The following is a 21,904-nucleotide window of genomic DNA, read 5'->3' as shown; positions in this document are numbered from 1 at the left end:
GTTTTTTATTTCCCTAAATTCCTACTATTTGAACGATATACACGTCAGTGATGCGCCGCGAATTGCGCCATGCACTAAGCACCATGCTTTAGCTTTAGCCTCATCTCCACCCATGCCCACGTTATCTCGTTATCTTCTGCGGTAAAACACCCACCTCCGACAATACTCAGTTATTCATCGATAAAACTGCTGTGCGGCGCTTATTTAAGGTCTTAGTGGCTATCTTGGCTTGATGTCAGTCATGCTTTTATAGCGATTTTCTTACTTTTGAGATCAAGTAGTTAACTCTCGTACTTTCAAACCTTCCTACCATCTACTCCTTTATGAATACCCAGTGTTTTTTGGCGACTTTTTCGGGATGTTCTCGCGGTAATTTTTCTGTTTAAGCCACTTCCTAATCATTAAATCTATTCAAAAGGCAAAGTTGTAATCTTCAAAAGCATTTGAAAACAGAGATCTGACTAATACTCGCAGAAAATTGATGATCTGGATCAAGCATCATCCGCTTTACCAATTTGGAGGTATACATTTTGTTAACAACTAAAAGGTATGATCGCTTCGTGATCCAAAGATGCAATAGATATACATAAAACTTGCCGCGGACGCTTGTCCCAACGCGCAACGTGGCAGGAACACACCTCTTGGAGGATGCATGAGTGCTAGCACCGCAAAAGAAAAATCCCTAGAACTGAAAATCTTTATCTTTTTAACCGTGTTTCTCGCGCCGTTATTGTCTGTGCTGCTGGTCAGTGGCTTGGGCTTTGCGATCTGGTTTAGTCAGATTTTGACTGGACCACCGGGAGTGGGTTAATCGCTTTATTATCAGAATATTAAATAAAGAGTGGAATGTCGGATGAGCAAAGAACTCCATATCACCAGTTTAGTGGTGCAGGTCTTACCGCAGAAAATGGCAGACGTTAGACAAGAGATCATGACCATTGAAAATGCCGAACTTTCCGTCAACAACGAAGTGAAGTTGGTCGTGGTCATTGAAGGTGAGACTCAGCGCGCCTTGATGGACAGTATAGAAGCGATCAATGCCATTCCGGGCGTGTTATCCGCCACTATGGTTTACCACCAGAGTGAAGTGCTTGAAGAGGGTGAAGAATGAATATGAACAGACGTGACTTTATTAAGGCTAATGCGGTGATTGCTGCCGCAGGGGCCGCAGGTTTAGCTTTGCCCGCAGGCGCAAGCAACCTTATTACCAGCTCAGAACAAACCAAATTAGAGTGGAACAAGGCGCCGTGCCGCTTCTGTGGTACTGGCTGCTCTGTGATTGTCGCTACCCGCGACGGCAAAGTGGTCGCCACCCATGGTGATGCCAACAGTGAAGTGAACCGTGGTCTTAACTGTATCAAAGGCTATTTTCTGTCGAAGATTATGTATGGCAGCGATCGCTTAACCACGCCCATGCTGCGGATGACGGATGGCAAGTACGACAAGCACGGTGAGTTTTCGCCAATTAGCTGGGACAGCGCCTTCGACATCATGGCACAAAAGTGGAAAGAAACCATTAAAGCCAAAGGGCCAACGGCCGTGGGCATGTTTGGCTCGGGCCAATGGACTGTGTGGGAAGGTTACGCTGCCGTTAAGTTGATGAAGGCGGGCTTTGGTTCAAACAATATCGATCCCAATGCGCGCCATTGTATGGCGTCTGCCGTGGTCGGATTTATGCGCACCTTCGGTATCGACGAGCCAATGGGCTGCTATGACGATATGGAAGCCGCCGATGCATTCGTGCTTTGGGGCTCGAACATGGCCGAGATGCACCCGATCCTGTGGAGTCGAGTGACAGACAGACGCTTGAGTGAACCCCATGTCAAAGTGGCCGTGTTATCGACTTTCCAGAATCGCTCCTTCGATCTGGCGGATATTCCGATAGTGTTCACGCCGCAAACGGATTTGGCCATGTTGAACTTTATTGCCAACTACATTATTCAAAACGATAAAGTGAACTGGGATTTCGTTAAAAAACACGTGAATTTCCGCCAAGGCACGACTGATATCGGTTACGGTTTACGTCCGACTCATCCCCTTGAGCAAAAAGCTAAAAATGTGAAAACCGCAGGGGATTCAACGGCAATTGATTTTGAAGCCTTCAAAGCCTTTGTCGCCGAATACACAGTCGAGAAAGTCAGTAAACTGTCTGGGGTGCCAGAAGATAAACTCATCGAATTGGCTAAGCTATATGCCGATCCGAATGTCAAAGTGACGTCGTTCTGGACCATGGGATTTAACCAACATACCCGTGGTGTCTGGTGTAATAACCTGATTTACAACATCCATTTGTTAACAGGTAAGATTTCAACCCCAGGTAACAGCCCATTTTCACTGACCGGTCAGCCATCGGCCTGTGGCACGGCACGTGAAGTCGGGACTTTCTCCCATCGTCTACCCGCCGACATGGTGGTGACCAATCCCGAGCACAGAAAACGTGCCGAAGAAACGTGGAAAATTCCAAGCGGTATCATTCCGCCCAAACCAGGTTATCACGCCGTTGAGCAAAACCGCCGCCTTAAAGACGGTGACTTGAACTGCTATTGGGTACAAGTGAATAACAATATGCAGGCGGGTCCGAACATCAACGAAGAAGGGTTGCCGGGTTATCGTAATCCTGAAAACTTTATCGTGGTGTCCGATGCTTATCCTACAGTCACCACCCAAGCTGCCGATCTGATTTTGCCCACTGCGATGTGGGTTGAAAAAGAGGGCGCTTACGGTAACGCCGAGCGCCGTACTCAGTTCTGGCATCAAATGGTGCAAGCGCCCGGTGAATCGCATTCGGATCTGTGGCAGTTGATGGAATTTGCGAAACGTTTCACCACAGATGAAGTGTGGCCCAAGGATGTATTAGCGGCGAACCCTGAGTTCAAAGGTAAAACGCTTTTCGAAGTCCTGTATCAAAATGGCCATGTCGATAAGTTTCCGTTGGCGGATGCCGATCCTAAGTATCTGAACGATGAAGCGAAACATTTTGGCTTCTATGTGCAAAAAGGTCTGTTTGAAGAGTACGCCTCCTTTGGCCGTGGTCATGGTCATGATTTAGCGCCGTTTGATGCCTATCACGAGGCCCATGGTCTGCGTTGGCCTGTGGTCGATGGCAAGGAAACCAAGTGGCGCTTCCGTGAGGGGAGCGATCCTTATGTGACAACGGGCACAGGCTTTGAGTTCTACGGTCATCCCGATGGCCGTGCGGTGATCTTTGCGCTGCCCTATGAGCCTGCCGCTGAGTCGCCAGACGAAGAATACGATATCTGGTTATCGACGGGCCGAGTGCTGGAACATTGGCACTCAGGTTCTATGACCCAACGTGTACCTGAGCTTTATCGCGCTTTCCCTGATGCCGTGTGCTTTATGCATCCAGAAGATGCCAAGAAGCGCGGTCTGCGCCGTGGCGATGAAATTCGTGTGGTGTCACGCCGTGGTGAAATTAAGACCCGAGTTGAAACCCGTGGCCGCAACAAACCGCCAGTGGGCTTAGTGTTTGTGCCTTGGTTCGATGCTAGCCAGCTCATTAATAAAGTCACCTTAGATGCGACAGATCCCTTGTCAAAACAAACTGACTTTAAAAAATGTGCGGTGAAGATCGTTAAGGTTTAAGGAGAACACGATGAAAACTCTACAATTAGTTTCAGCGATCGGTTTACTGGCATTCGGTTCATTGATGATGACGGCAGTCTCTGCCGCCAGTATTCCCGACGAAAAAATAGCGACCCTGAGACAAGCGCCAATTGATGTGGAACCGACGCCTCCGGCGATGCAAAACGTGCGTAATACCGATGTTAAGGAAGTGCGCAGCTACCCCATGCAGCCGCCTGTGATACCGCACAAGATCGACGGTTATCAGCTCGATCTTAAAGTGAACAAATGTATGGCCTGTCATGCCCGCAACCGCATTGGGGAATCCCAAGCACCTATGGTCAGCGTCACACATTTTATGGACAGGGATAATAACTTCTTAGCCACATTATCGCCGCGCCGCTATTTTTGCACTCAGTGTCATGTGCCGCAGTTAGATGCCAAGCTACTGGTCGAAAATGACTTTGTGGACATGGAACATCTGATCAAAGCCAACACTGAGCAGAAAAAACACTAGGAGTTAGCATGTTAGATAAACTGAAAAAAATCTGGCAGGTACTCAATCGTCCGAGTGTGCATTACAGTTTAGGTTTTTTGACCTTAGGTGGCTTTGTGGCTGGAGTGATTTTCTGGGGCGGCTTTAACACGGCCCTTGAAGCGACCAACAAGGAAGCCTTCTGTATCAGTTGCCATGAAATGGAAAACAACGTCTATCAAGAGTTACAGACGACAATCCACTTCACTAACCGCAGCGGTGTGCGGGCAACGTGCCCTGACTGCCATGTGCCGCATAACTGGACCGATAAAATCGCCCGTAAAATGCAGGCATCTAAGGAAGTGTGGGGTAAGGTTTTCGGTACGATTAACACCCGTGACAAGTTTGAAAGTAAACGGCGCGAACTGGCTGAGCATGAGTGGGCGCGATTAAAGGCCAATGACTCGCTCGAGTGCCGTAACTGCCATAACTTTACGTATATGGACTTTACCCGCCAATCACCCAGAGCGGCGCAGATGCACTCAACGTCACTGGCGAGCGGCGAAAAGACCTGTATCGATTGCCACAAGGGGATTGCTCACCATCTCCCCGATATGGCAGGTGTGAAAGGCTTCTAATCTTAAACAGAGTGAGACCTCGTGTGGCTTAGCGTGACTCAGGCTCGTGTTACTTGATGTTGCTTATGCTCAGTGTTGCTTAGTGTTATTTAAGGTTAGTTAGATATCTCCAGCCAAAGGCCAAGCATATTGATGCTTGGCCTTTTTATTGATTGTAATGGCAGCACGGCCTTGCGACTTCACTTGGTAGTTGGCATGCTGAGCTAACGTTTAAGCGATTGATTTTGTTTATGAGTGCCTGACGGGGTTTTATTCAGTTCACTGCACAGGATACAATCGACAGAGAATCGTTATTGTATGATAGAGGTCATTATGAAAAGGCCGCTATGGAAAATGCTATTACGCAGGAGGCGATGATGAATGGACAACTTGAAAAACTCTTAGAAGACATTGGTTTTATGAGCCCGAGCTTGCTTGAAATCGTGCAGGGCGTGCGCCAAACCGTTAACGCCACTGCCGCCGTATCCTCGCTCGACATCTCTGAAACTGTGAAATACGGCGGAATACTCTTTAGCGCGAAGAGCGCTTTTGGTGGGGTGTTTGCCTATAAACAGCATGTGTCATTGGAGTTAAGTCTGGGCGCAAACTTTAGCGATCCACACAAGGTACTCGAAGGCAGTGGCAAATTTCGCCGCCATATTAAGTTAACCTCAACTGATGATATTGCTGCTAAACACGTGGCGGAATATATCAGGCAGGCGCTGCATCAAGCGGATAAGTAACAAGTGGATTAGTATCAAGCGAATGAGTGGCTGTTTCGCCTTATGATATTAGGTAATAGTGTTAGGCATTAGTGTTGGGTCGTGATGATAATTTATGGTGCTAACTCATGGTATTAGCTCAGAGTATTAGTCCAGTGTATTAGCTCAGCATGCTAGCAAAAGCGCAGAAACAAAAAAGGAGCTGAATATTCAGCTCCTTTTCGTTTTGCTAAGGCGCAGTAGCGACGCCTTAGCTTATATTCTAATGTTGAGCTTGTTACTCCCCAAAGAGTCACAAGCCCAATCAAAAGGATATTAGAAGTTCGCAGTGCGCGGTGCACGTGGGAACGGGATAACATCACGAATGTTGTTAACGCCCGTCACGTAAGACACTAAACGCTCAAACCCTAGACCAAAACCTGCGTGTGGCACTGTGCCATAACGGCGCATATCACGGTACCACCAGTAATCTTCTTGGTTTAGATCCATTTCAGCTAAACGCATATCCAGCACGTCTAAACGCTCTTCACGTTGAGAACCACCGATGATTTCACCGATACCTGGGGCTAACACGTCCATCGCGGCAACGGTTTTACCGTCATCGTTTAAGCGCATGTAGAAGGCTTTGATATCTTTCGGATAGTTCTTCACTACCACAGGGGCTTTGAAGTGTTCTTCGGCTAAGTAACGCTCATGCTCAGAAGATAAGTCGATACCCCAAGACACTGGGAACTCGAAGGTTCTGCCACAGTTTTGCAGAATTTCAACCGCATCTGTGTAATCCACTTGTGCAAAATCGCTTGAAACGAAAGATTGCAGACGGTCGATCACTGTCTTATCAACGTGCTGGGCGAAGAAGGTTAAATCGTCCATACGCTCAGTCAATACGGCATTGAATGCGTATTTCAACATAGCTTCGGCAAGGCCAGCGATGTCGTTTAAGTTAGCGAAGGCCACTTCAGGCTCAACCATCCAGAATTCCGCTAAGTGGCGGCTAGTGTTTGAGTTTTCAGCACGGAAAGTCGGGCCAAAGGTATACACTTTTGATAGTGCACAGGCGTAGGTTTCAGCGTTCAACTGGCCAGATACGGTTAGGAAAGCTTCTTTACCGAAGAAATCTTTATCGTAATCGACTTTTCCTGCATCAGTACGTGGCAGGTTTTCCATATCTAAGGTAGATACGCGGAACATTTCACCGGCGCCTTCGCAATCTGATGCGGTGATAAGTGGGGTCGATACCCAAATAAAGCCTTCTTCGTGGTAGAAGCGGTGAATCGCTTGGGATAAACAGTTACGCACGCGGGCAACGGCACCAATAATGTTAGTGCGTGGGCGTAAGTGCGCTAATTCACGTAAATGTTCAATTGAGTGACGTTTAGCGGCCATTGGGTAAGTGTCTGGATCATCAACCCAGCCAGCAACTTCAAGTTCAGTCACTTGCAGCTCAAATGCTTGACCTGCGCCTGGAGATTCCACCACGTCGCCTGTCATCACAACAGAACAACCCGCAGTCAGCTTTAACACTTCGTTGTCGTAATTATTTAAGCTATTGGGCACGACACCTTGGATAGGATTAAAGCAAGAGCCGTCATAAACAGCTAAAAAAGAGATGCCGGCTTTAGAGTCACGACGGGTTCTGACCCAGCCACGAACTGTGACTTTAGAACCGACGGCGTGCTCACCTTTAAATACAGATGCGACAGATGCGATGCTCATTGTTGCTTAATTCTCCAACGAAACGTTTTATATGAAAATTTTGGAGGTTTATATTACCTTGCTGGTGGCTTTTCTCAAGCTGAAAAAGGTATCCTGAGGTTAATAATATCGATATTGGGCGATATAGTGAGTTAAATGGCGGGAGGCGGTATGAGCAAGACTAGAATATTTCAAATTATCCTTGCGGCCTTATCCATTTTAGGCTGGGCAATCGCCGTCTATGCGCTATTAGTGTTCGGTGACGCGAGACCCGATCGCGAAGTCGGCGATTATTTAAGCCGTGGCGCGACATTCAGAGTTCATTGGGATCCACATGAAACCCAGTTATTGCAGTATTTGATTTGGGCCTGTGGCGGCATTAGTTTGGTCAGTTTAGCGTTTAACTATTATGTCGCCCACCACAGTCGTATGGGATATTGGTTTAACATTCCGATGTTGCTGTTAACCTCGATTGTCGCCGGTTTGTATATCCACTTAGTGGTTTAAGCTATCCATTCTTTGGCTAATTCAACAGTTTGGCTAATTTCACCGTTTGGCTTTTTAACGGTTTAGCGATGGCAAATTAAGTCAGAGGATATCCGCAGGAATGCTTAACTGGCGGCATAAATGGTCGATAATGGCGGCGGTCGCGCCCCAGATAAAGCGTTGTTGGTAGGGAATAAAATGCACGCTGTAGTAGCGCCCTTGGCGTAAAAAGCGTTTTTGGTGGCGATTGCTCGGCTCAATAAAAAAGCTTAATGGCACAGTAAAGCAATCGGCTACCTCACCGGGATCGAGTTTCCAATCAAATGCCTGCTTGATAATGCCGACCACGGGCGTGATTTCAAATCCCGTAAAAGTATTGTGGGCCGGAAATGTGCCCACCACATCGACGTTATACCGCGATAATCCAATTTCTTCTTCAGCTTCCCTTAACGCAGCCGCAATTGCATCGACATCGTAGGGCTCAATTTTACCGCCGGGGAAACTGATCTGGCCCGGATGGGCGCGAAGGTGCATGGGTCTTTGGGTTAAAATCAGATTCAGTTCACCGTTGATATCCTGCAGTGGGATCAACACCGCAGCTTTGCGCAGTCCAAGGTGTGGGAAGGCCGCCGGATCTTGCAGCGCTAAAGGGTGCAGATTAAATCTGAGTCTAAATTCCGCTTGATCCATCGACGTTCTCGTTACTGTTTAGTATTAAAGCTTACGGCTTTTGCGGCTCTGCGCCAAGCAAAGGTAAAATACGGCTGATCTTATCAAAGGTTTCTTGGTACTCGGCATCCACTTCTGAATCCGCCACTATGCCGCCGCCCGCCCAGCAATAGAGTTTGCCCTGTTCGGCCACAATAGTGCGAATGGTGATACTGGTATCCATTTGGCCATCTTGGCTGATATAGCCCATAGAGCCACAGTACAGACTGCGCCGTGAAGGTTCGAGCTCTTCAATAATTTCCATGGCGCGAATTTTCGGTGCGCCGGTAATTGAGCCCCCGGGGAACGCCGCGCGCAGCAAATCGCTGGCGCTGTACTTAGCATCAAGCTTAGCCGTCACTGTACTGACAAGGTGATGCACCGCAGGAAAGCTTTCAATCTCAAACAGATGAGGTACACGTACCGAGCCTGCCGCCGCTACTTTGCCGATATCATTACGCAGCAAATCGACAATCATGACGTTTTCGGCGCGATCCTTTGGCGAGCTGGCAAGGGTGCTCGCAGCTTTGGCGTCGAGCGCGGGATCTGCGTGACGCGGCAGCGTGCCTTTGATGGGTTTAGTCTGAATATCATCACCGCGAAGCTGAATAAAGCGCTCAGGTGAAATCGATAAAATCGCGTTTTGCGGTAACCGCATAAAGGCCGAGAAGGGGGCTTTATTGGCATTGCGCAGTTGGCAGTAAGCCGACCATTCGTCGCCTTGATAGCCAGCTTCAAATCTTTGGGTTAAATTTATTTGATAGCAATCGCCGCTGTGCAAATAGGCTTGTACTACCTCAAATTTGGCCGTGTATTGGGCTTTATCGATTTGTGCTGCCCATGGGCTTGTGAGCATGAATCTGGCGGTATTTGGCTTATGCGCCATTTTCGCTTGAATTTTATTCAATTCAATGTCGAGTGCTGCTTCACCTAAATAGTGTAATAAATGCCAACACTGGGCTTGGTAATCATAAACTAACGCCCAGTCGTAAAAGCCGATGTTCATCTCTGGCAGTTGAATATCTTGCTGAGCGCTTGTTGGCAGAGATTCGATACGACGGCCTAAATCGTAGCTAAAACTGCCCATTGCGCCACCACTAAAGGGCAAATCACAATCAAAAGATTTTGAATACCAATGGGTTAATAAAGTGTTGAGTAACTCGAAGGGATCACGGTTTGGGTCCATCGCCTCGGGTAAGCTCAAGCTCGTACCGATGAGGTTTATATCGCTACGCTCACCCTGAGTCACTAATGTTGCGATGGGATTGGCGCAAATGATGTCGAATCTGGCGTCCTGATGCGACGCGTTCGCCGAATCTAATAGGATTGCCCATGGGTCATTGGCAAAGTGTTCGAAGAGTGCTGCGGTGCTTAATGTCCAGTCAAGTTGGCGTGATGCAAGCTGTTTTGACGCCCTAATTGCCATCGATTAACCCTATTCAAAATGTGATGTAGCCCAAAAAGATGGGAAAGAGTATCATATTGGCCCAGAAAGAATTAAACAAAAATAAGTTAGGCCGCAAAGGCTGCTGGAGCGCTCCTACTATGTCATCTAACCATGAAATGTCTGTCAATTCTGTGATTAAGCAAGCCGACTTTATTGAAAGTGTGGCGGATGCTTTGCAATACATCTCTTATTACCACCCGAAGGATTTTGTTGATGCCATGAGCCAAGCTTATGAGCGTGAACAAAGTGCTGCGGCGAAGGATGCCATTGCCCAGATATTAATTAACTCGCGTATGTCGGCCGAAGGCAAGCGTCCTCTGTGTCAAGACACAGGGATTGTGACCACCTTCGTTAAAGTGGGTATGGGTGTCCAATGGGACAAAACCGATATGACAATTCAGGAAATGGTCGACGAAGGTGTTCGTCGTGCTTATACCAATCCTGATAACCCACTGCGTGCATCAATAGTGTCAGATCCTGCGGGCAGCCGTAAAAATACCAAAGATAACACGCCATCTGTGGTGCATATCGACATGGTGCCAGGCAACCACATCGAAGTAGCGATTGCGGCCAAAGGCGGCGGCAGTGAAAACAAAGCTAAGATGGTGATGTTAAACCCATCTGATGATATCGCCGCTTGGGTAGAAAAAACGTTACCGACGATGGGCGCAGGCTGGTGTCCACCGGGTATGCTGGGTATCGGCATTGGCGGTACGGCAGAAAAAGCCGCCGTATTAGCCAAAGAAGCACTGATGGAAAGCGTGGATATCCATGAGTTGATGGCCCGTGGCGCGCAAACGACCGAAGAAAAGCTGCGTTTAGACATTTTTGAGCGCGCGAATAGCTTAGGCATAGGTGCCCAAGGTCTCGGCGGTTTAACCACAGTGTTAGACGTTAAAATCAAATCGGCGCCAACCCACGCGGCTTCAAAGCCTGTGGTGATGATCCCTAATTGCGCGGCCACTCGCCACGTACATTTCCATTTAGACGGCTCAGGTCCAGCTGAATTAACGCCACCATCATTGTCAGATTGGCCAGAAATCACCCGTGAAGTGGGTGATGATGTGCGCCGCGTTAACTTAGATACTGTGACCCAAGCGGATATCGAGCAGTGGCAGAGCGGTGAAACTATTCTGCTGAGCGGTAAAATGCTCACAGGTCGTGATGCGGCCCATAAGCGCATTCAAAGCCTCATCGAAAGTGGTGAAGGTCTGCCAGAAGGCGTGGACTTTACCGGTAAATTTATTTACTACGTTGGCCCCGTTGATCCAGTCGGTGCTGAAGTTGTCGGTCCTGCGGGCCCAACCACAGCAACCCGTATGGATAAATTCACTGACTTAATGTTAGAGAAAACTGGCTTGATGGGCATGATAGGTAAAGCTGAGCGCGGCCCTGCGACAGTTGAATCAATCAAAAAACACAAAGCGGTATATCTGATGGCCGTTGGCGGCGCAGCGTATCTGGTGTCTAAAGCGATTAAACATTCTCGCGTCGTGGCCTTTGCCGATTTAGGCATGGAAGCGATTTACGAGTTTGACGTGCAAGATATGCCAGTGACTGTGGCTGTGGATTCAAATGGCGTGAACGCCCATGAAACTGGCCCAGCAATTTGGAAAGTGAATATCGCCAACGCGAAAGCCTAAGTGGGAGTGAAGCTAAGGCATTAGCGGATTGAACTTGATGGCTTTTTAAGCAAAATAGTTCAAGTTTACGCTCTGATATCGGTTGCTTCGGTTATCTGATATCAGTTCCTTAGACAAATCGTTGCGCCACTGACATTTTGTCACAAAAAAATACGCTCAGGTTCGCCATTTGGCTTGCCTGAGCGTTTTTGTTTCGATAGTGTGGCAAGCTTATCTTCAAAAGATACGATCTCAGATCGTTTTTAACATTCGTGTTTGCAGCAATGATGATTATCGAATATTTGCAAGCCTCGAACCTGTTCAACAAAAGACGGACATAACAATGAAAATAGCTCCTCTCCTATTGGCGCTCGGCGCCGCAGGCTTGGCGTTATCAGCCCAAGCGGCCGATCCAACGCCTTTTACTGTGCAACAACTCATTAAACTCAATAAGATGCATTCTGCGACAGTGTCCCACGATGGCACTAAATTAGTTTATGGTCTTAAAACGGTAAACGATAAGGGAGAGGGCAGTTCTGATCTGTATCTATTGGATCTGACTGACACTAAAGCGAAGCCGTTACAACTGACCTCTGCCGCAGGCACTGAGCACGATGTGAGTTTCGCCACTGACGACAAATCGATTTATTTCCTTGCCGGTCGTAGCGGTTCAAGCCAGCTATTCCAACTGCCATTAACGGGCGGTGAAGCGGTTCAAGTTTCTGATTTACCTTTGGATATAGATGGTTACAAACTATCAAACGACGGTAAACAAGTTGTACTCAGCATGCGTGTATTCCCAGAGTGTAAGGATTTAGCCTGCTCAAAGGATAAATTTACCGCTGAATCTGAGCGTAAATCGACGGGGCGCGAATACAAGCAGTTAATGGTCCGCCACTGGGATACGTGGGAAGATCATGCCCGTAGCCACTTATTTGTTGGCGCAGTCAACGGTGAGAAACTGACTAAAGTCGTTGATGTCACCCAAGGGTTAGACACTGAAACACCGCCAAAACCATTCTCGGGTATGGAAGAAGTGACCTTCACCCCAGACGGTAAATTCGTCGTTTATAGCGCTAAAGCGCCGAGCAAAGATCAAGCTTGGACCACTAACTATGATTTGTGGCAAGTGCCAGTCACGGGCGGCACTGCAACTAACTTAACTAAAGACAATCTCGCATGGGATGCACAGCCAACGTTTTCGAGCGATGGCCGTTATATGGCCTATTTAGCGATGAAGAAACCGGGTTTTGAAGCGGATCGTTACGGCATCATGCTGCGTGACACAACCACTGGCCAAACTAAAGAAGTAGCGCCATTGTGGGATCGTAGCCCAAGCTCACTGATGTTTGCCCCTGACAATCGTACCTTGTATGTCACGGCGCAAGACATAGGCCAAGTGTCTATTTTCCAAGTGAATACCCAATTTGGCGATGTGCGTTCTATCTACAGCGATGGCACAAACAGCTTAATTGCGGTCACTAACGATGAACTGATTTTCGACAGCAAAACCTTAGTTGAGCCAGGCGATCTCTACAGTATCACTACAGATGGCCAAGGGCTTAAGCGTCTGACCGAAGTGAATAAAGACAAGCTAGCCGAGATCAAGTTCGGTAAGTTTGAACAGTTCAGCTTCAAGGGTTGGAATAACGAAGACGTCTACGGTTACTGGATCAAACCGGCTAATTTCCAAGAAGGTAAAAAATACCCGATTGCCTACTTAGTGCATGGTGGACCGCAGGGTTCATTTGGTAATGCCTTCAGCGGTCGATGGAACGCGCAGTTATGGGCGGGTGCAGGCTATGGCGTTGTCATGGTGGATTTCCACGGCTCAACCGGTTACGGTCAAGCCTTTACGGATTCTATCAGCCAAGATTGGGGCGGTAAGCCATTAGAAGATCTGCAAAAAGGCCTAGCGGCTGTGAGCCAACAACAAAAATGGCTCGACCCGCAAAACGCCTGTGCGCTCGGTGGTTCTTACGGCGGCTACATGATGAACTGGATCCAAGGTAACTGGAACGATGGTTTCAAGTGTCTTGTTGACCACGCTGGCCTGTTCGACATGCGTTCTATGTACCATGTGACCGAAGAATTATGGTTCCCAGAGTATGAATTTGGCGGCACTTACTCAGATAACAAAGCCTTATATGAGAAGTTTAACCCAGTGAATTATGTGGAAAACTGGAAAACGCCCATGTTGGTTATCCACGGCGAGAAAGACTTCCGTGTTCCTTATGATCAAGGTTTAGCGGCCTTTAGCTTTATGCAGCGTAAAGGTATTCCATCTGAGTTGTTGATTTTCCCAGATGAAAACCACTGGATCTTAAAACCTGAAAACTTAGAGCAATGGTATGCCAATGTATTCCGTTGGATGGACCGCTGGACTAAGCAATAACAGCCTGAGCGTCTATGGTTTTGCACCGACGAAAGCCCATAGACGCAAGGCTCGTCCTGATAGGGTTGTCATCGGCGAGTCATTTAATGCGAGGGACAATTAAAGTGTCTTAAGCGAAGCGTTTTCAATAAAGCGCCCTTTGTTCAGCGTTTTAACAAAGCCAGGACTCTGTTCTGGCTTTTTATTGCGCCATGTAATGGTTTTATTTTTTAATCAAGGAGTTGAGATGAATATTCGAGCCGCAACCTTAACTGATATCCCTGAAATAAGCGTATTGCTCACTCAATTAACCCAAGATTTTATTGCCCCAACTTGCACTGCAGAGGGCGCTACAATCTTAGTCAATGCCATGTCGATAGAAGCGATTGGTAGCTACTTTGCTATGGGTTATCAGTACCATGTCGCCATAACGGACTCGGGCCAACTCGCAGGCGTAGTGGGGATGAAGGCGAATAGTCACTTGTACCATCTTTTTGTTGCCTCCCATGCACAGGGGCAAGGCGTGGCGCGAATGTTGTGGGAACATGCCAAAGCTCAGTGTGTAGCTCAAGGCAATCCGGGCATATTTACCGTGAACTCGGCATTGAATGCACAAGCTGTGTACTTAGGTTTTGGCTTTGTGCCCCTTGGACCCGAGCGAGATCGCGGTGGCATCCGTGATATTCCCATGCAGCTGACGCTTTAGGTTGACTGCACTCATTTATCATCCAAACACGAGCACTATCATTCGACTGAATAGCAATTCAACGAAAAAGCTTGAGCGAGAAGAGCTTGAACGAACAGAACTTGAATAAAAAGAGCTGGAATAAAAAGAACTTTACCGAATAGAACTAAAAATAGAGGAATTATGGCAAATTTAACATTTTATCCCATCGGCACCGCTGGCGAGAAATGGGGCGAGGCTGAAAAAGCCGCATGGCTGGCGAGCACCCAAATCAAGCGTTCATATCAAGACGATGTCGTGACGCCACTCAGAGCGATGGAAGCTGAGCTGTCAGCGCTTGGGCTTGGCATTGTGCAATATGGCGCTTTGTCGATTAACGCCGAGCGTTACCGATTATTTGCGGTAAAAAGCCAACAATTTGATCCACAAAAGCCAACCGTGCTGGTGACTGGCGGCGTGCACGGTTACGAGACCAGCGGTGTGCATGGCGCATTGGCCTTTTTAACGAATGAAGCGGCGAATTACGTGCAACAGGTGAACTTAGTAGTTGCCGTGTGCGTGAGTCCTTGGGGTTACGAGACTATTAATCGCTGGAATCCAAAGGCTATCGATCCGAACCGTTCATTCTATGCCAACAGTCCTGCAGAGGAATCGGCGGCCTTGATGGCCCTAGTTGCTTCAGTTGCGCAAGGTTTTGATGTGCATGTGGATTTACATGAAACCACAGATTCAGATGAGTTAGAATTTCGTCCAGCGCTGTCAGCCCGCGATGGCATTGAATATGACAAAGGCACTATTCCAGATGGCTTTTATGCTGTGGGCGATACCGAACATTCAATGGATGCTTTCCAAAAAGCCATTATCGATGGCGTGAGCAAAGTGACGCACATTGCTCCAGCCGACGAGAAAGGCGAGATCATAGGCTCGACTGTGGTGCAAAACGGAGTGATTAACTACCCGCTTAAGTCATTAGGGCTTTGCAGCAGTGTCACGGGTTGTATCTATAACACCACGACAGAAGTGTACCCAGATAGCCCAACGGCTACGCCGGCCGAATGTAATCTGGCTCAGGTTGCGGCCATCACCAGCGCCATCGATTATGTACTGGTGCAGCGTTAGTCGTAGTTTGTTGTGATGCTCAGCTAAGTGGTGATTAGCTTAGTGATCGTAAGTTGAGTTAGCGGCTAGTGAAGTGATTTTACGTGCGATCGATTAATGCATCGACTCCTTAATTAGGTCATTCACGGAACATCACGCAGTAAAAAGCCCTCATTCGAGGGCTTTTTCATTTATGTCGCGCTACGTTTATTTAGCACGGGCTTAGCATAGTTAGGCGATTGCCTAGTTGTTATCGCTATAGTCACGGCCATAATAGCTATCGAGGAACAGTTGTTTCAGCTCGTTAATCAATGGGTAACGTGGGTTGGCACCGGTACATTGATCATCGAACGCATCTTCGGCTAATTCATCTAACTTGGCGAGGAAGTCGGCTTCGTTGACGCCGGCTTCTTGGATAGAAGCAGGAATGCCAATCGTCTTCTTGAGGTGTGTGATTTTCTCAAGCAATTTTTCGACTTTTTCTTCATCCGTTTTTCCGCCTAGTTTCAAGTGATCTGCAATGGCAGCATAACGGCACAGGGCTTTTGGCCTGTCGTATTGGCTAAAGGCCGCTTGCTTAGTGGGCAGATCCGTTGCGTTAAAGCGTATTACGTTATTGATCAATAGCGCATTGGCTAAGCCGTGGGCGAGATGGAACTCGGCGCCTAGTTTGTGCGCCATTGAGTGGCAAATCCCGAGGAAAGCGTTAGCAAAGGCGATACCTGCAATGGTGGCGCCATTGTGGACTTTTTCACGGGCGACGGGTGACTGTGAGCCCAAGTTGTAGGCATCGGGTAAATATTTGCACAGTAAGTCGAGGGCTTGCAGTGCTTGGCCGTCGCTATATTCGTTCGCCATCACGCTGACATAGGCTTCAAGAGCATGGGTCACCGCATCTATGCCACCAAAGGCGGTGAGAGATTTAGGCATGTCCATCACTAGATTTGGGTCAACAATCGCCATGTTGGGCGTGAGTTGATAATCGGCAATCGGGTATTTTTTACCGGTAATTTCGTCTGTCACTACCGCAAAAGGGGTGACTTCTGAGCCTGTGCCTGAGGTAGTTGGAATTGCTACCATCATGGCTTTGGTGCCCATTTTAGGGAATTTGTAGATACGTTTACGAATGTCCATAAAGCGCAGCGCTAAATCGGCAAAATCCACATCTGGATGCTCGTACATCACCCAAATAATCTTAGCCGCATCCATTGGTGAGCCGCCGCCGAGCGCAATAATTACATCGGGTTTAAAGCTTTGGGCCACCTTAGCGCCTTGACGGACTATGGCTAAAGTGGGATCGGCTTCAACATCGTAAAAGATTTCGGTTTCAAGGCCTTGGGCCTTTAAAATCCGCATGGTTTCGTCGCAATAACCGTGGTTAAACAAAAATCTGTCGGTGATGATCAAAGCGCGTTTTTTATCGCTCAGTTCTTCGAGTGCGATGGGTAAACTGCCGCGGCGGAAATAGATGGATGCAGGAAGCTTGTGCCACAACATGTTTTCGGCCCTCTTAGCGACGGTTTTTTTGTTGATCAGATGGCTCGGGCCAACGTTTTCTGAAATCGAGTTGCCGCCCCAAGAACCACAGCCCAAAGTGAGTGAAGGCGCTAGTTTGAAGTTGTACAGATCGCCAATGCCGCCCTGTGAGGCTGGGGTGTTGATCAAAATACGCGCCGTTTTCATTCTAAAACCAAAGGCATGTACACGTTCGGTTTGGGTATCTTGGTCGGTATAAAGCCCTGAAGTGTGGCCAATGCCGCCAAGTGCGACTAAAGCTTCAGCTTTATCCATGGCATCGTTAAAGTCGATGGCGCGGTACATGCCAAGCAGTGGTGATAGTTTTTCATGGGCGAAGGCTTCGCTGTCGCAAATGTCGGTGACTTCACCAATCAGAACCTTAGTCCAGTGCGGCACTTCAAAGCCCGCCATTTGCGCGATACTGGCGGCGCTTTGGCCAACGATATCGGCATTCAAACCGCCATTTTTTAAAATGACGTGTTGCATCGCCGCGGTTTCATCCTTCGATAGCATGTAGCCACCGTGGGAGATAAAGCGCTCTTTTACTTGCTCATAAATACTGTCAACCACAATCACGGCTTGTTCTGACGCACAAACGACGCCGTTATCGAAGGTTTTCGACATGAGAATCGAACTGACCGCGCGTTTGATGTCGGCGGTTTCATCGATAACAATAGGCGTGTTACCCGCACCTACGCCAATCGCGGGTTTACCGGAAGAGTAGGCGGCTTTCACCATGCCTGGGCCACCAGTTGCGAGGATCAAGTTAACCTTAGGGTGAGTCATCAATTGATTCGACAGTGCGACACTGGGCTCATCAATCCAGCCAATAATGTCTTTAGGTGCACCCGCAGCTATGGCAGCATCGAGCACTAATTTTGCTGCGGTTGTGGTTGAAACTTTGGCCCTTGGGTGGGGCGAGAAGATAATTGCGTTACGGGTTTTAAGGCTGATTAAGGCCTTAAATATCGCGGTCGATGTAGGGTTCGTGGTCGGTACTATGCCACAAATGATACCCACAGGTTCGGCAATGGTGATAGTGCCGAAGGTGACGTCTTCAGATAAAATCCCGCAGGTTTTTTCATCTTTGTATTTGTTATAAATATACTCGGAGGCAAAGTGGTTTTTAATCACTTTGTCTTCAACGACACCCATGCGAGTTTCTACGGCGGCCATTTTCGCCAGCGAGATACGCGCATCGGCAGCGGCAAGGGCCGCTGCGCGGAAAATTTTATCGACTTGCGCTTGGCTGAATGTCGCATACTCGGCTTGTGCTTTTGCCACACGCTCGACCATGAGATCCAGTTCTTGTGCATTGGTCACTGTCATGATTAATACTCCTAAAAAGATTTAGTGAATCAAGGCATTCACTAAATCCTCTTTACGGTAGAAAATTACACCTAAAGCCGCATTGAAAGTGTGACACCACCGACAATATCGGGCTTTTATGTAATAAAACTACACTTAGGGTAACTTGTTTGTTTAAAATTGCGTTGAAAATGCATCGACTTCGATAACTAAATATTATTCGAAGTTGTGATTTAACCTCAAAAATCTCATTTTTCAGTCAATAGCGCTTGAGATACTATACTTGCCCTCAAGCAAATTTTGATGAAGACGGCGTGACACGCACATAAGGATAGCAACTTGGAGTTAACTCTTTACGTTAAATTTTTTCTTGGCCTAGTTGCCATCATCAACCCTGTCGGGTTGTTGCCTGTGTTTGTGAGCTTAACCAGCCATCAAACTGAAGCTGAGCGGAATCACACGGGTAAAGTGGCCAACTTTGCGGTTGTGGTGATCCTCTTAGTCACGATTGTGGCGGGTCAGCACATTCTGAATATGTTCAGCATTTCGTTATCTGCCTTTAGGATCGCGGGTGGTAGTCTGATCGCCATTATTGCGATGTCGATGTTGCAAGGTAAGTTAGGCGAAGTGAAGCGTAACCAAGAGGAAGATCGCGAATCTTCTGCGATGGAGTCGGTGGCGGTTGTGCCTTTGGCTTTACCACTGATGGCCGGACCAGGTGCGATCAGTTCGGTGATCGTCTTTGCCGCTGAGCATAATTCTTTGTCGAACATCATTGCGATGTTCATTACTGTGATTGTGTTTGGTTTAGTGAGTTTTGGCCTGTTTAGAATGGCATCCATCATCTATAAGATTTTGGGTAAGACGGGGATTAACGTCATTACTCGTCTTATGGGGCTGTTGATGCTATCCATAGGTATTGAAGTGATTGCGGCTGGTGTAAAGGGATTATTCCCGCAGCTCTTTAGCTAGAGTCGTATTACCCCGCAGGATTAAGTTTTTCTTCTTTTGATGAAACGCATTGGATTTTATCCCGTGCGTTTTTTGTTTTTATCAGTTACTCGTTTGATGTTTATCCCGCGGTTCACCTTACCTGAAAAGCTAAATCTAACGCTATTGATGAGACATGAGGTAAATCCTCGTTTATCAGAGGATTAACCTGAGTTTTCCCATAAGCCTTAGTCGTTATATGGCTAATCTTATGCTATACCTAGTGTTTGGTTATTCGGTCTAACACTAAGTTTAAAAGGATATTTCTATGAAATGGCAATGGATTGGTAATCTCAGTCTAAAACAAAAATTATTAATGGTTGTCTTACCTCCCTTATTAGCTTGTCTCCTCTGCGGTACCCTTTACCTCATTGAAAAGTATGAATATAAGCAAGATTTAACCTTAGTGGTGCAACTGAGTGAGTTGGCTGTTACGAACAGTAACTTAGTACACGAGTTACAAAAAGAGCGCGGTATGAGCGCTGGATTTATCGGCTCAGCAGGAAAAGCCTTCGCCAGTAAAATACCAAGCCAAAGACAGTTAACGGATACGCAGCTTAGTCTCTATCAGCAATTTATCACTCAAAATCAGCTGCCAGCGATATTTGCTCCTAAACTTAAGGAACTTAATTCACAGTTAGGGCGGTTAAATTCAATTCGCTCGCAGGTGGACAGTTTAAGTATCAGCGTCGCCGACGAAGTCGCCTATTACACTCAGTTAAATAAGTTACTACTGGCGATAGTCGATGAAACCGCAAAAACGGGTGCCAACCAAGAAATCGCCATCAAAGCTGCTGCCTTTAGTGCTTTTTTGCAATTAAAGGAGAGGGCGGGGATAGAAAGGGCGGTGTTAAGTTCAACATTCGGCCAAGCCGGATTTAAGCCTAAGGTTTACGCTAAATTTATTACCTTAGTGTCGGAGCAAAATACCTATCAAGAACGGTTCTTAGCATTAGCAGACTCAGATTTGTTAGCGGCATTTAATCGTTTGCAGAGTTCTGCGGCAATGCACGATGTTGAGTTGTTACGTCAGCTTGCATTTGAACAAGACAATCAAAAAATCCAACAACAAAGTCCCGAAGACTGGTTCAGTAAATCAACCGCACGGATTGAGTTATTACGTGGATTTGAACAGCAAGTCTCGGCAGATTTACTCAATACCACCCATGAAAGATTATCCTTAGCAAATGAGAAAATGTTCTTAGTGCTCGCGACCTTAATCTCAGTGTTAGCGATTGTGTTGATATTGAGTTTATCTGTGATCCGTTATTTGCACGATAGCGTGCATCACTTGTATTCGACCATCACGCAAGCCCGCAAACATTACGATTTAAGCGTGCGTTTGACTCAAACAAGCTCGGACGAGTTTGGTGAACTTGCCATCGCTTTTAACGATATGATGAGTGATTTTGAAAAGGTGATCTTGCATGTGCGTTCCAGCGGCGCGAAACTGCAACAAGCGGTGGCGAAAATGGATGTTTGTACCCACGCCATGGAGCAAGATGTGATGGCGGGGCACAGCGAGGCAGAGCAAGTGGCTTCGGCGATGACTGAAATGAGTGCGACAGTGGCCGAGATTGCCAGCAATGCCGTGCAGGCATCCGAAGCGTCCTCCGCCGCCAATATAGAGGCTAAAGAAGGTAACCTCGAAGTCGGCCGAACCAGCAAAGCGATCAAAGCCTTAGCCGATGATATCAGTGGGGCTTCTAAAGCCATCAATGACTTAGACCGTGAAATTCATGGCATAGTGGTTGTGCTTGAGGTGATCAGCAGTATTGCAGAGCAAACCAATCTACTCGCACTCAATGCCGCGATTGAAGCCGCGCGAGCAGGGGAAATGGGCCGCGGCTTTGCCGTTGTTGCCGATGAAGTCCGCAGTTTGGCACAGCGCTCACAAACCTCGACCTCTGATATTAAAAACATGACAGATAGATTGAAGGCAGGGGCGAGCATTGCGGTAAAAGCCATGGACAGAGGCTTGGCGCAGGCGAATAACAGTGTTAATGAGGCCGAGCAAGCGGGCGTTGAACTGAAACGGATTGTGGAGCAAGTCGACATTATTGACCGCATGAACGAGCAAATTGCTACTGCAACCCACGAGCAATCGGCCGTATCGGAAGACGTAAACCGTAATGCATTGAAGATCAGTGAGATTTACCTCAATACTCAAAGGATCTCCGATGAGCTAAGGGAACTGACCAAAGCCCTGACGTTTGACGCGAATTTAATGTCAAAAGAAGTACACAAATTTACCGTCAATTAACGGTATAAAACGGTGAAAAGATTCAGGAAATGACGGTGATTTGTTTAGCAATTGTGCAACCGCCTGAAACTGAGTCTTTTTTACTTGACCCCCTTTAGGCTTTTGCGTACAGTACCGCTCCGTTAACGATGAAAGCCTCTCGGCAAGGCTATATAAAATCGCTAGCCATTCTTAAACGTGAAAGATTAACCACGCTAACATAAATCGACATATGGTGAGGTGTCCGAGTGGCCGAAGGAGCACGCCTGGAAAGTGTGTATACGGTAACGTATCGAGGGTTCGACTCCCTCTCTCACCGCCAAATTATTAAACAA

17 protein-coding genes and 1 tRNA gene are annotated in these 21,904 nt (G+C 47.5%); 14 read left to right on the top strand and 4 right to left on the bottom strand.

Annotation, left to right across the window (positions count from 1 at the left end; translation table 11 throughout):
- Positions 1-652 precede the first annotated feature (652 nt).
- From KV201_RS08480 to KV201_RS08455, 6 genes are all read left to right on the top strand, one after another.
- The gene (locus KV201_RS08480; RefSeq protein ID WP_012089025.1) at positions 653-811 is read left to right on the top strand and encodes a nitrate reductase; all 159 of its coding nucleotides are present in this window, start codon (positions 653-655) and stop codon (positions 809-811) included.
- Between the two features lie 42 nt (positions 812-853).
- Positions 854-1,111, top strand: coding sequence for a chaperone NapD (locus KV201_RS08475; protein WP_012089026.1), 258 nt, complete (start codon positions 854-856; stop codon positions 1,109-1,111).
- Positions 1,112-1,113: 2 nt separating this feature from the next.
- Entirely contained in the window at positions 1,114-3,603 is a 2,490-nt protein-coding gene (napA, locus tag KV201_RS08470; protein WP_226059139.1) for a nitrate reductase catalytic subunit NapA, read from the top strand.
- A 10-nt stretch (positions 3,604-3,613) separates the two neighbouring features.
- The gene (locus tag KV201_RS08465) at positions 3,614-4,099 is read left to right on the top strand and encodes a nitrate reductase cytochrome c-type subunit (RefSeq protein WP_006086431.1); all 486 of its coding nucleotides are present in this window, start codon (positions 3,614-3,616) and stop codon (positions 4,097-4,099) included.
- Positions 4,100-4,107: 8 nt separating this feature from the next.
- Positions 4,108-4,695, top strand: coding sequence for a cytochrome c3 family protein (locus KV201_RS08460; protein ID WP_006081409.1), 588 nt, complete (start codon positions 4,108-4,110; stop codon positions 4,693-4,695).
- Between the two features lie 356 nt (positions 4,696-5,051).
- Positions 5,052-5,417 (top strand): DUF1801 domain-containing protein, encoded by a 366-nt coding sequence (locus KV201_RS08455; RefSeq protein ID WP_319000213.1) that lies wholly within the window; start codon positions 5,052-5,054, stop codon positions 5,415-5,417.
- Between the two features lie 294 nt (positions 5,418-5,711).
- Here KV201_RS08455 and asnS read toward each other — a convergent pair whose 3' ends face one another.
- Positions 5,712-7,112 (bottom strand): asparagine--tRNA ligase, encoded by a 1,401-nt coding sequence (asnS, locus tag KV201_RS08450; protein ID WP_226059055.1) that lies wholly within the window; start codon positions 7,110-7,112, stop codon positions 5,712-5,714.
- Positions 7,113-7,262: 150 nt separating this feature from the next.
- Between asnS and KV201_RS08445 the strand changes: the two genes are divergently transcribed.
- The gene (locus KV201_RS08445; protein WP_226059054.1) at positions 7,263-7,598 is read left to right on the top strand and encodes a hypothetical protein; all 336 of its coding nucleotides are present in this window, start codon (positions 7,263-7,265) and stop codon (positions 7,596-7,598) included.
- An 81-nt stretch (positions 7,599-7,679) separates the two neighbouring features.
- On the opposite strand, the gene KV201_RS08440 is transcribed toward KV201_RS08445, so the two are convergent.
- Both KV201_RS08440 and pabB read right to left on the bottom strand, forming a co-directional pair.
- The gene (locus tag KV201_RS08440; protein ID WP_006081413.1) at positions 7,680-8,267 is read right to left on the bottom strand and encodes a CoA pyrophosphatase; all 588 of its coding nucleotides are present in this window, start codon (positions 8,265-8,267) and stop codon (positions 7,680-7,682) included.
- A 31-nt stretch (positions 8,268-8,298) separates the two neighbouring features.
- Positions 8,299-9,711: an aminodeoxychorismate synthase component I gene (gene pabB, locus KV201_RS08435; protein ID WP_226059053.1), complete on the bottom strand. Its 1,413-nt coding sequence runs from the start codon at positions 9,709-9,711 to the stop codon at positions 8,299-8,301.
- Between the two features lie 119 nt (positions 9,712-9,830).
- On the opposite strand from pabB, the gene KV201_RS08430 reads away from it, so the two are divergent.
- The 4 genes from KV201_RS08430 (at position 9,831) to KV201_RS08415 (ending at position 15,532) form a co-directional block, all read left to right on the top strand.
- Positions 9,831-11,375, top strand: a complete 1,545-nt coding sequence (locus tag KV201_RS08430; RefSeq protein ID WP_226059052.1) for a fumarate hydratase — start codon at positions 9,831-9,833, stop codon at positions 11,373-11,375.
- A gap of 322 nt (positions 11,376-11,697) precedes the next feature.
- Positions 11,698-13,749, top strand: a complete 2,052-nt coding sequence (locus tag KV201_RS08425; RefSeq protein ID WP_106650362.1) for a S9 family peptidase — start codon at positions 11,698-11,700, stop codon at positions 13,747-13,749.
- 226 nt (positions 13,750-13,975) lie between these two features.
- On the top strand, positions 13,976-14,434 hold the full coding sequence (locus tag KV201_RS08420; RefSeq protein ID WP_226059051.1) for a GNAT family N-acetyltransferase: 459 nt from the start codon (positions 13,976-13,978) through the stop codon (positions 14,432-14,434).
- A gap of 162 nt (positions 14,435-14,596) precedes the next feature.
- Complete coding sequence (locus tag KV201_RS08415; RefSeq protein WP_226059050.1) at positions 14,597-15,532, top strand: M14 family metallocarboxypeptidase; 936 nt, start codon at positions 14,597-14,599, stop codon at positions 15,530-15,532.
- A 222-nt stretch (positions 15,533-15,754) separates the two neighbouring features.
- Here the strand turns inward: KV201_RS08415 and adhE are convergent, their stop codons facing one another.
- Positions 15,755-18,358 (bottom strand): bifunctional acetaldehyde-CoA/alcohol dehydrogenase, encoded by a 2,604-nt coding sequence (gene adhE, locus KV201_RS08410; protein WP_226059049.1) that lies wholly within the window; start codon positions 18,356-18,358, stop codon positions 15,755-15,757.
- A gap of 318 nt (positions 18,359-18,676) precedes the next feature.
- Between adhE and KV201_RS08405 the strand changes: the two genes are divergently transcribed.
- From KV201_RS08405 to KV201_RS08395, 3 genes are all read left to right on the top strand, one after another.
- Positions 18,677-19,309: a YchE family NAAT transporter gene (locus KV201_RS08405; RefSeq protein ID WP_006081420.1), complete on the top strand. Its 633-nt coding sequence runs from the start codon at positions 18,677-18,679 to the stop codon at positions 19,307-19,309.
- A gap of 286 nt (positions 19,310-19,595) precedes the next feature.
- Positions 19,596-21,590 (top strand): methyl-accepting chemotaxis protein, encoded by a 1,995-nt coding sequence (locus KV201_RS08400; RefSeq protein ID WP_226059048.1) that lies wholly within the window; start codon positions 19,596-19,598, stop codon positions 21,588-21,590.
- 213 nt (positions 21,591-21,803) lie between these two features.
- Positions 21,804-21,891: transfer RNA gene (locus tag KV201_RS08395), tRNA-Ser, on the top strand.
- The last annotated feature ends 13 nt before the right edge of the window (positions 21,892-21,904 follow it).

Origin of the sequence: Shewanella sp. SR1, from assembly GCF_020447145.1 — a bacterium.
In the GTDB taxonomy this organism is placed as follows: domain Bacteria; phylum Pseudomonadota; class Gammaproteobacteria; order Enterobacterales; family Shewanellaceae; genus Shewanella; species Shewanella baltica.
This window is presented reverse-complemented; position numbering and strand designations above follow the sequence as displayed.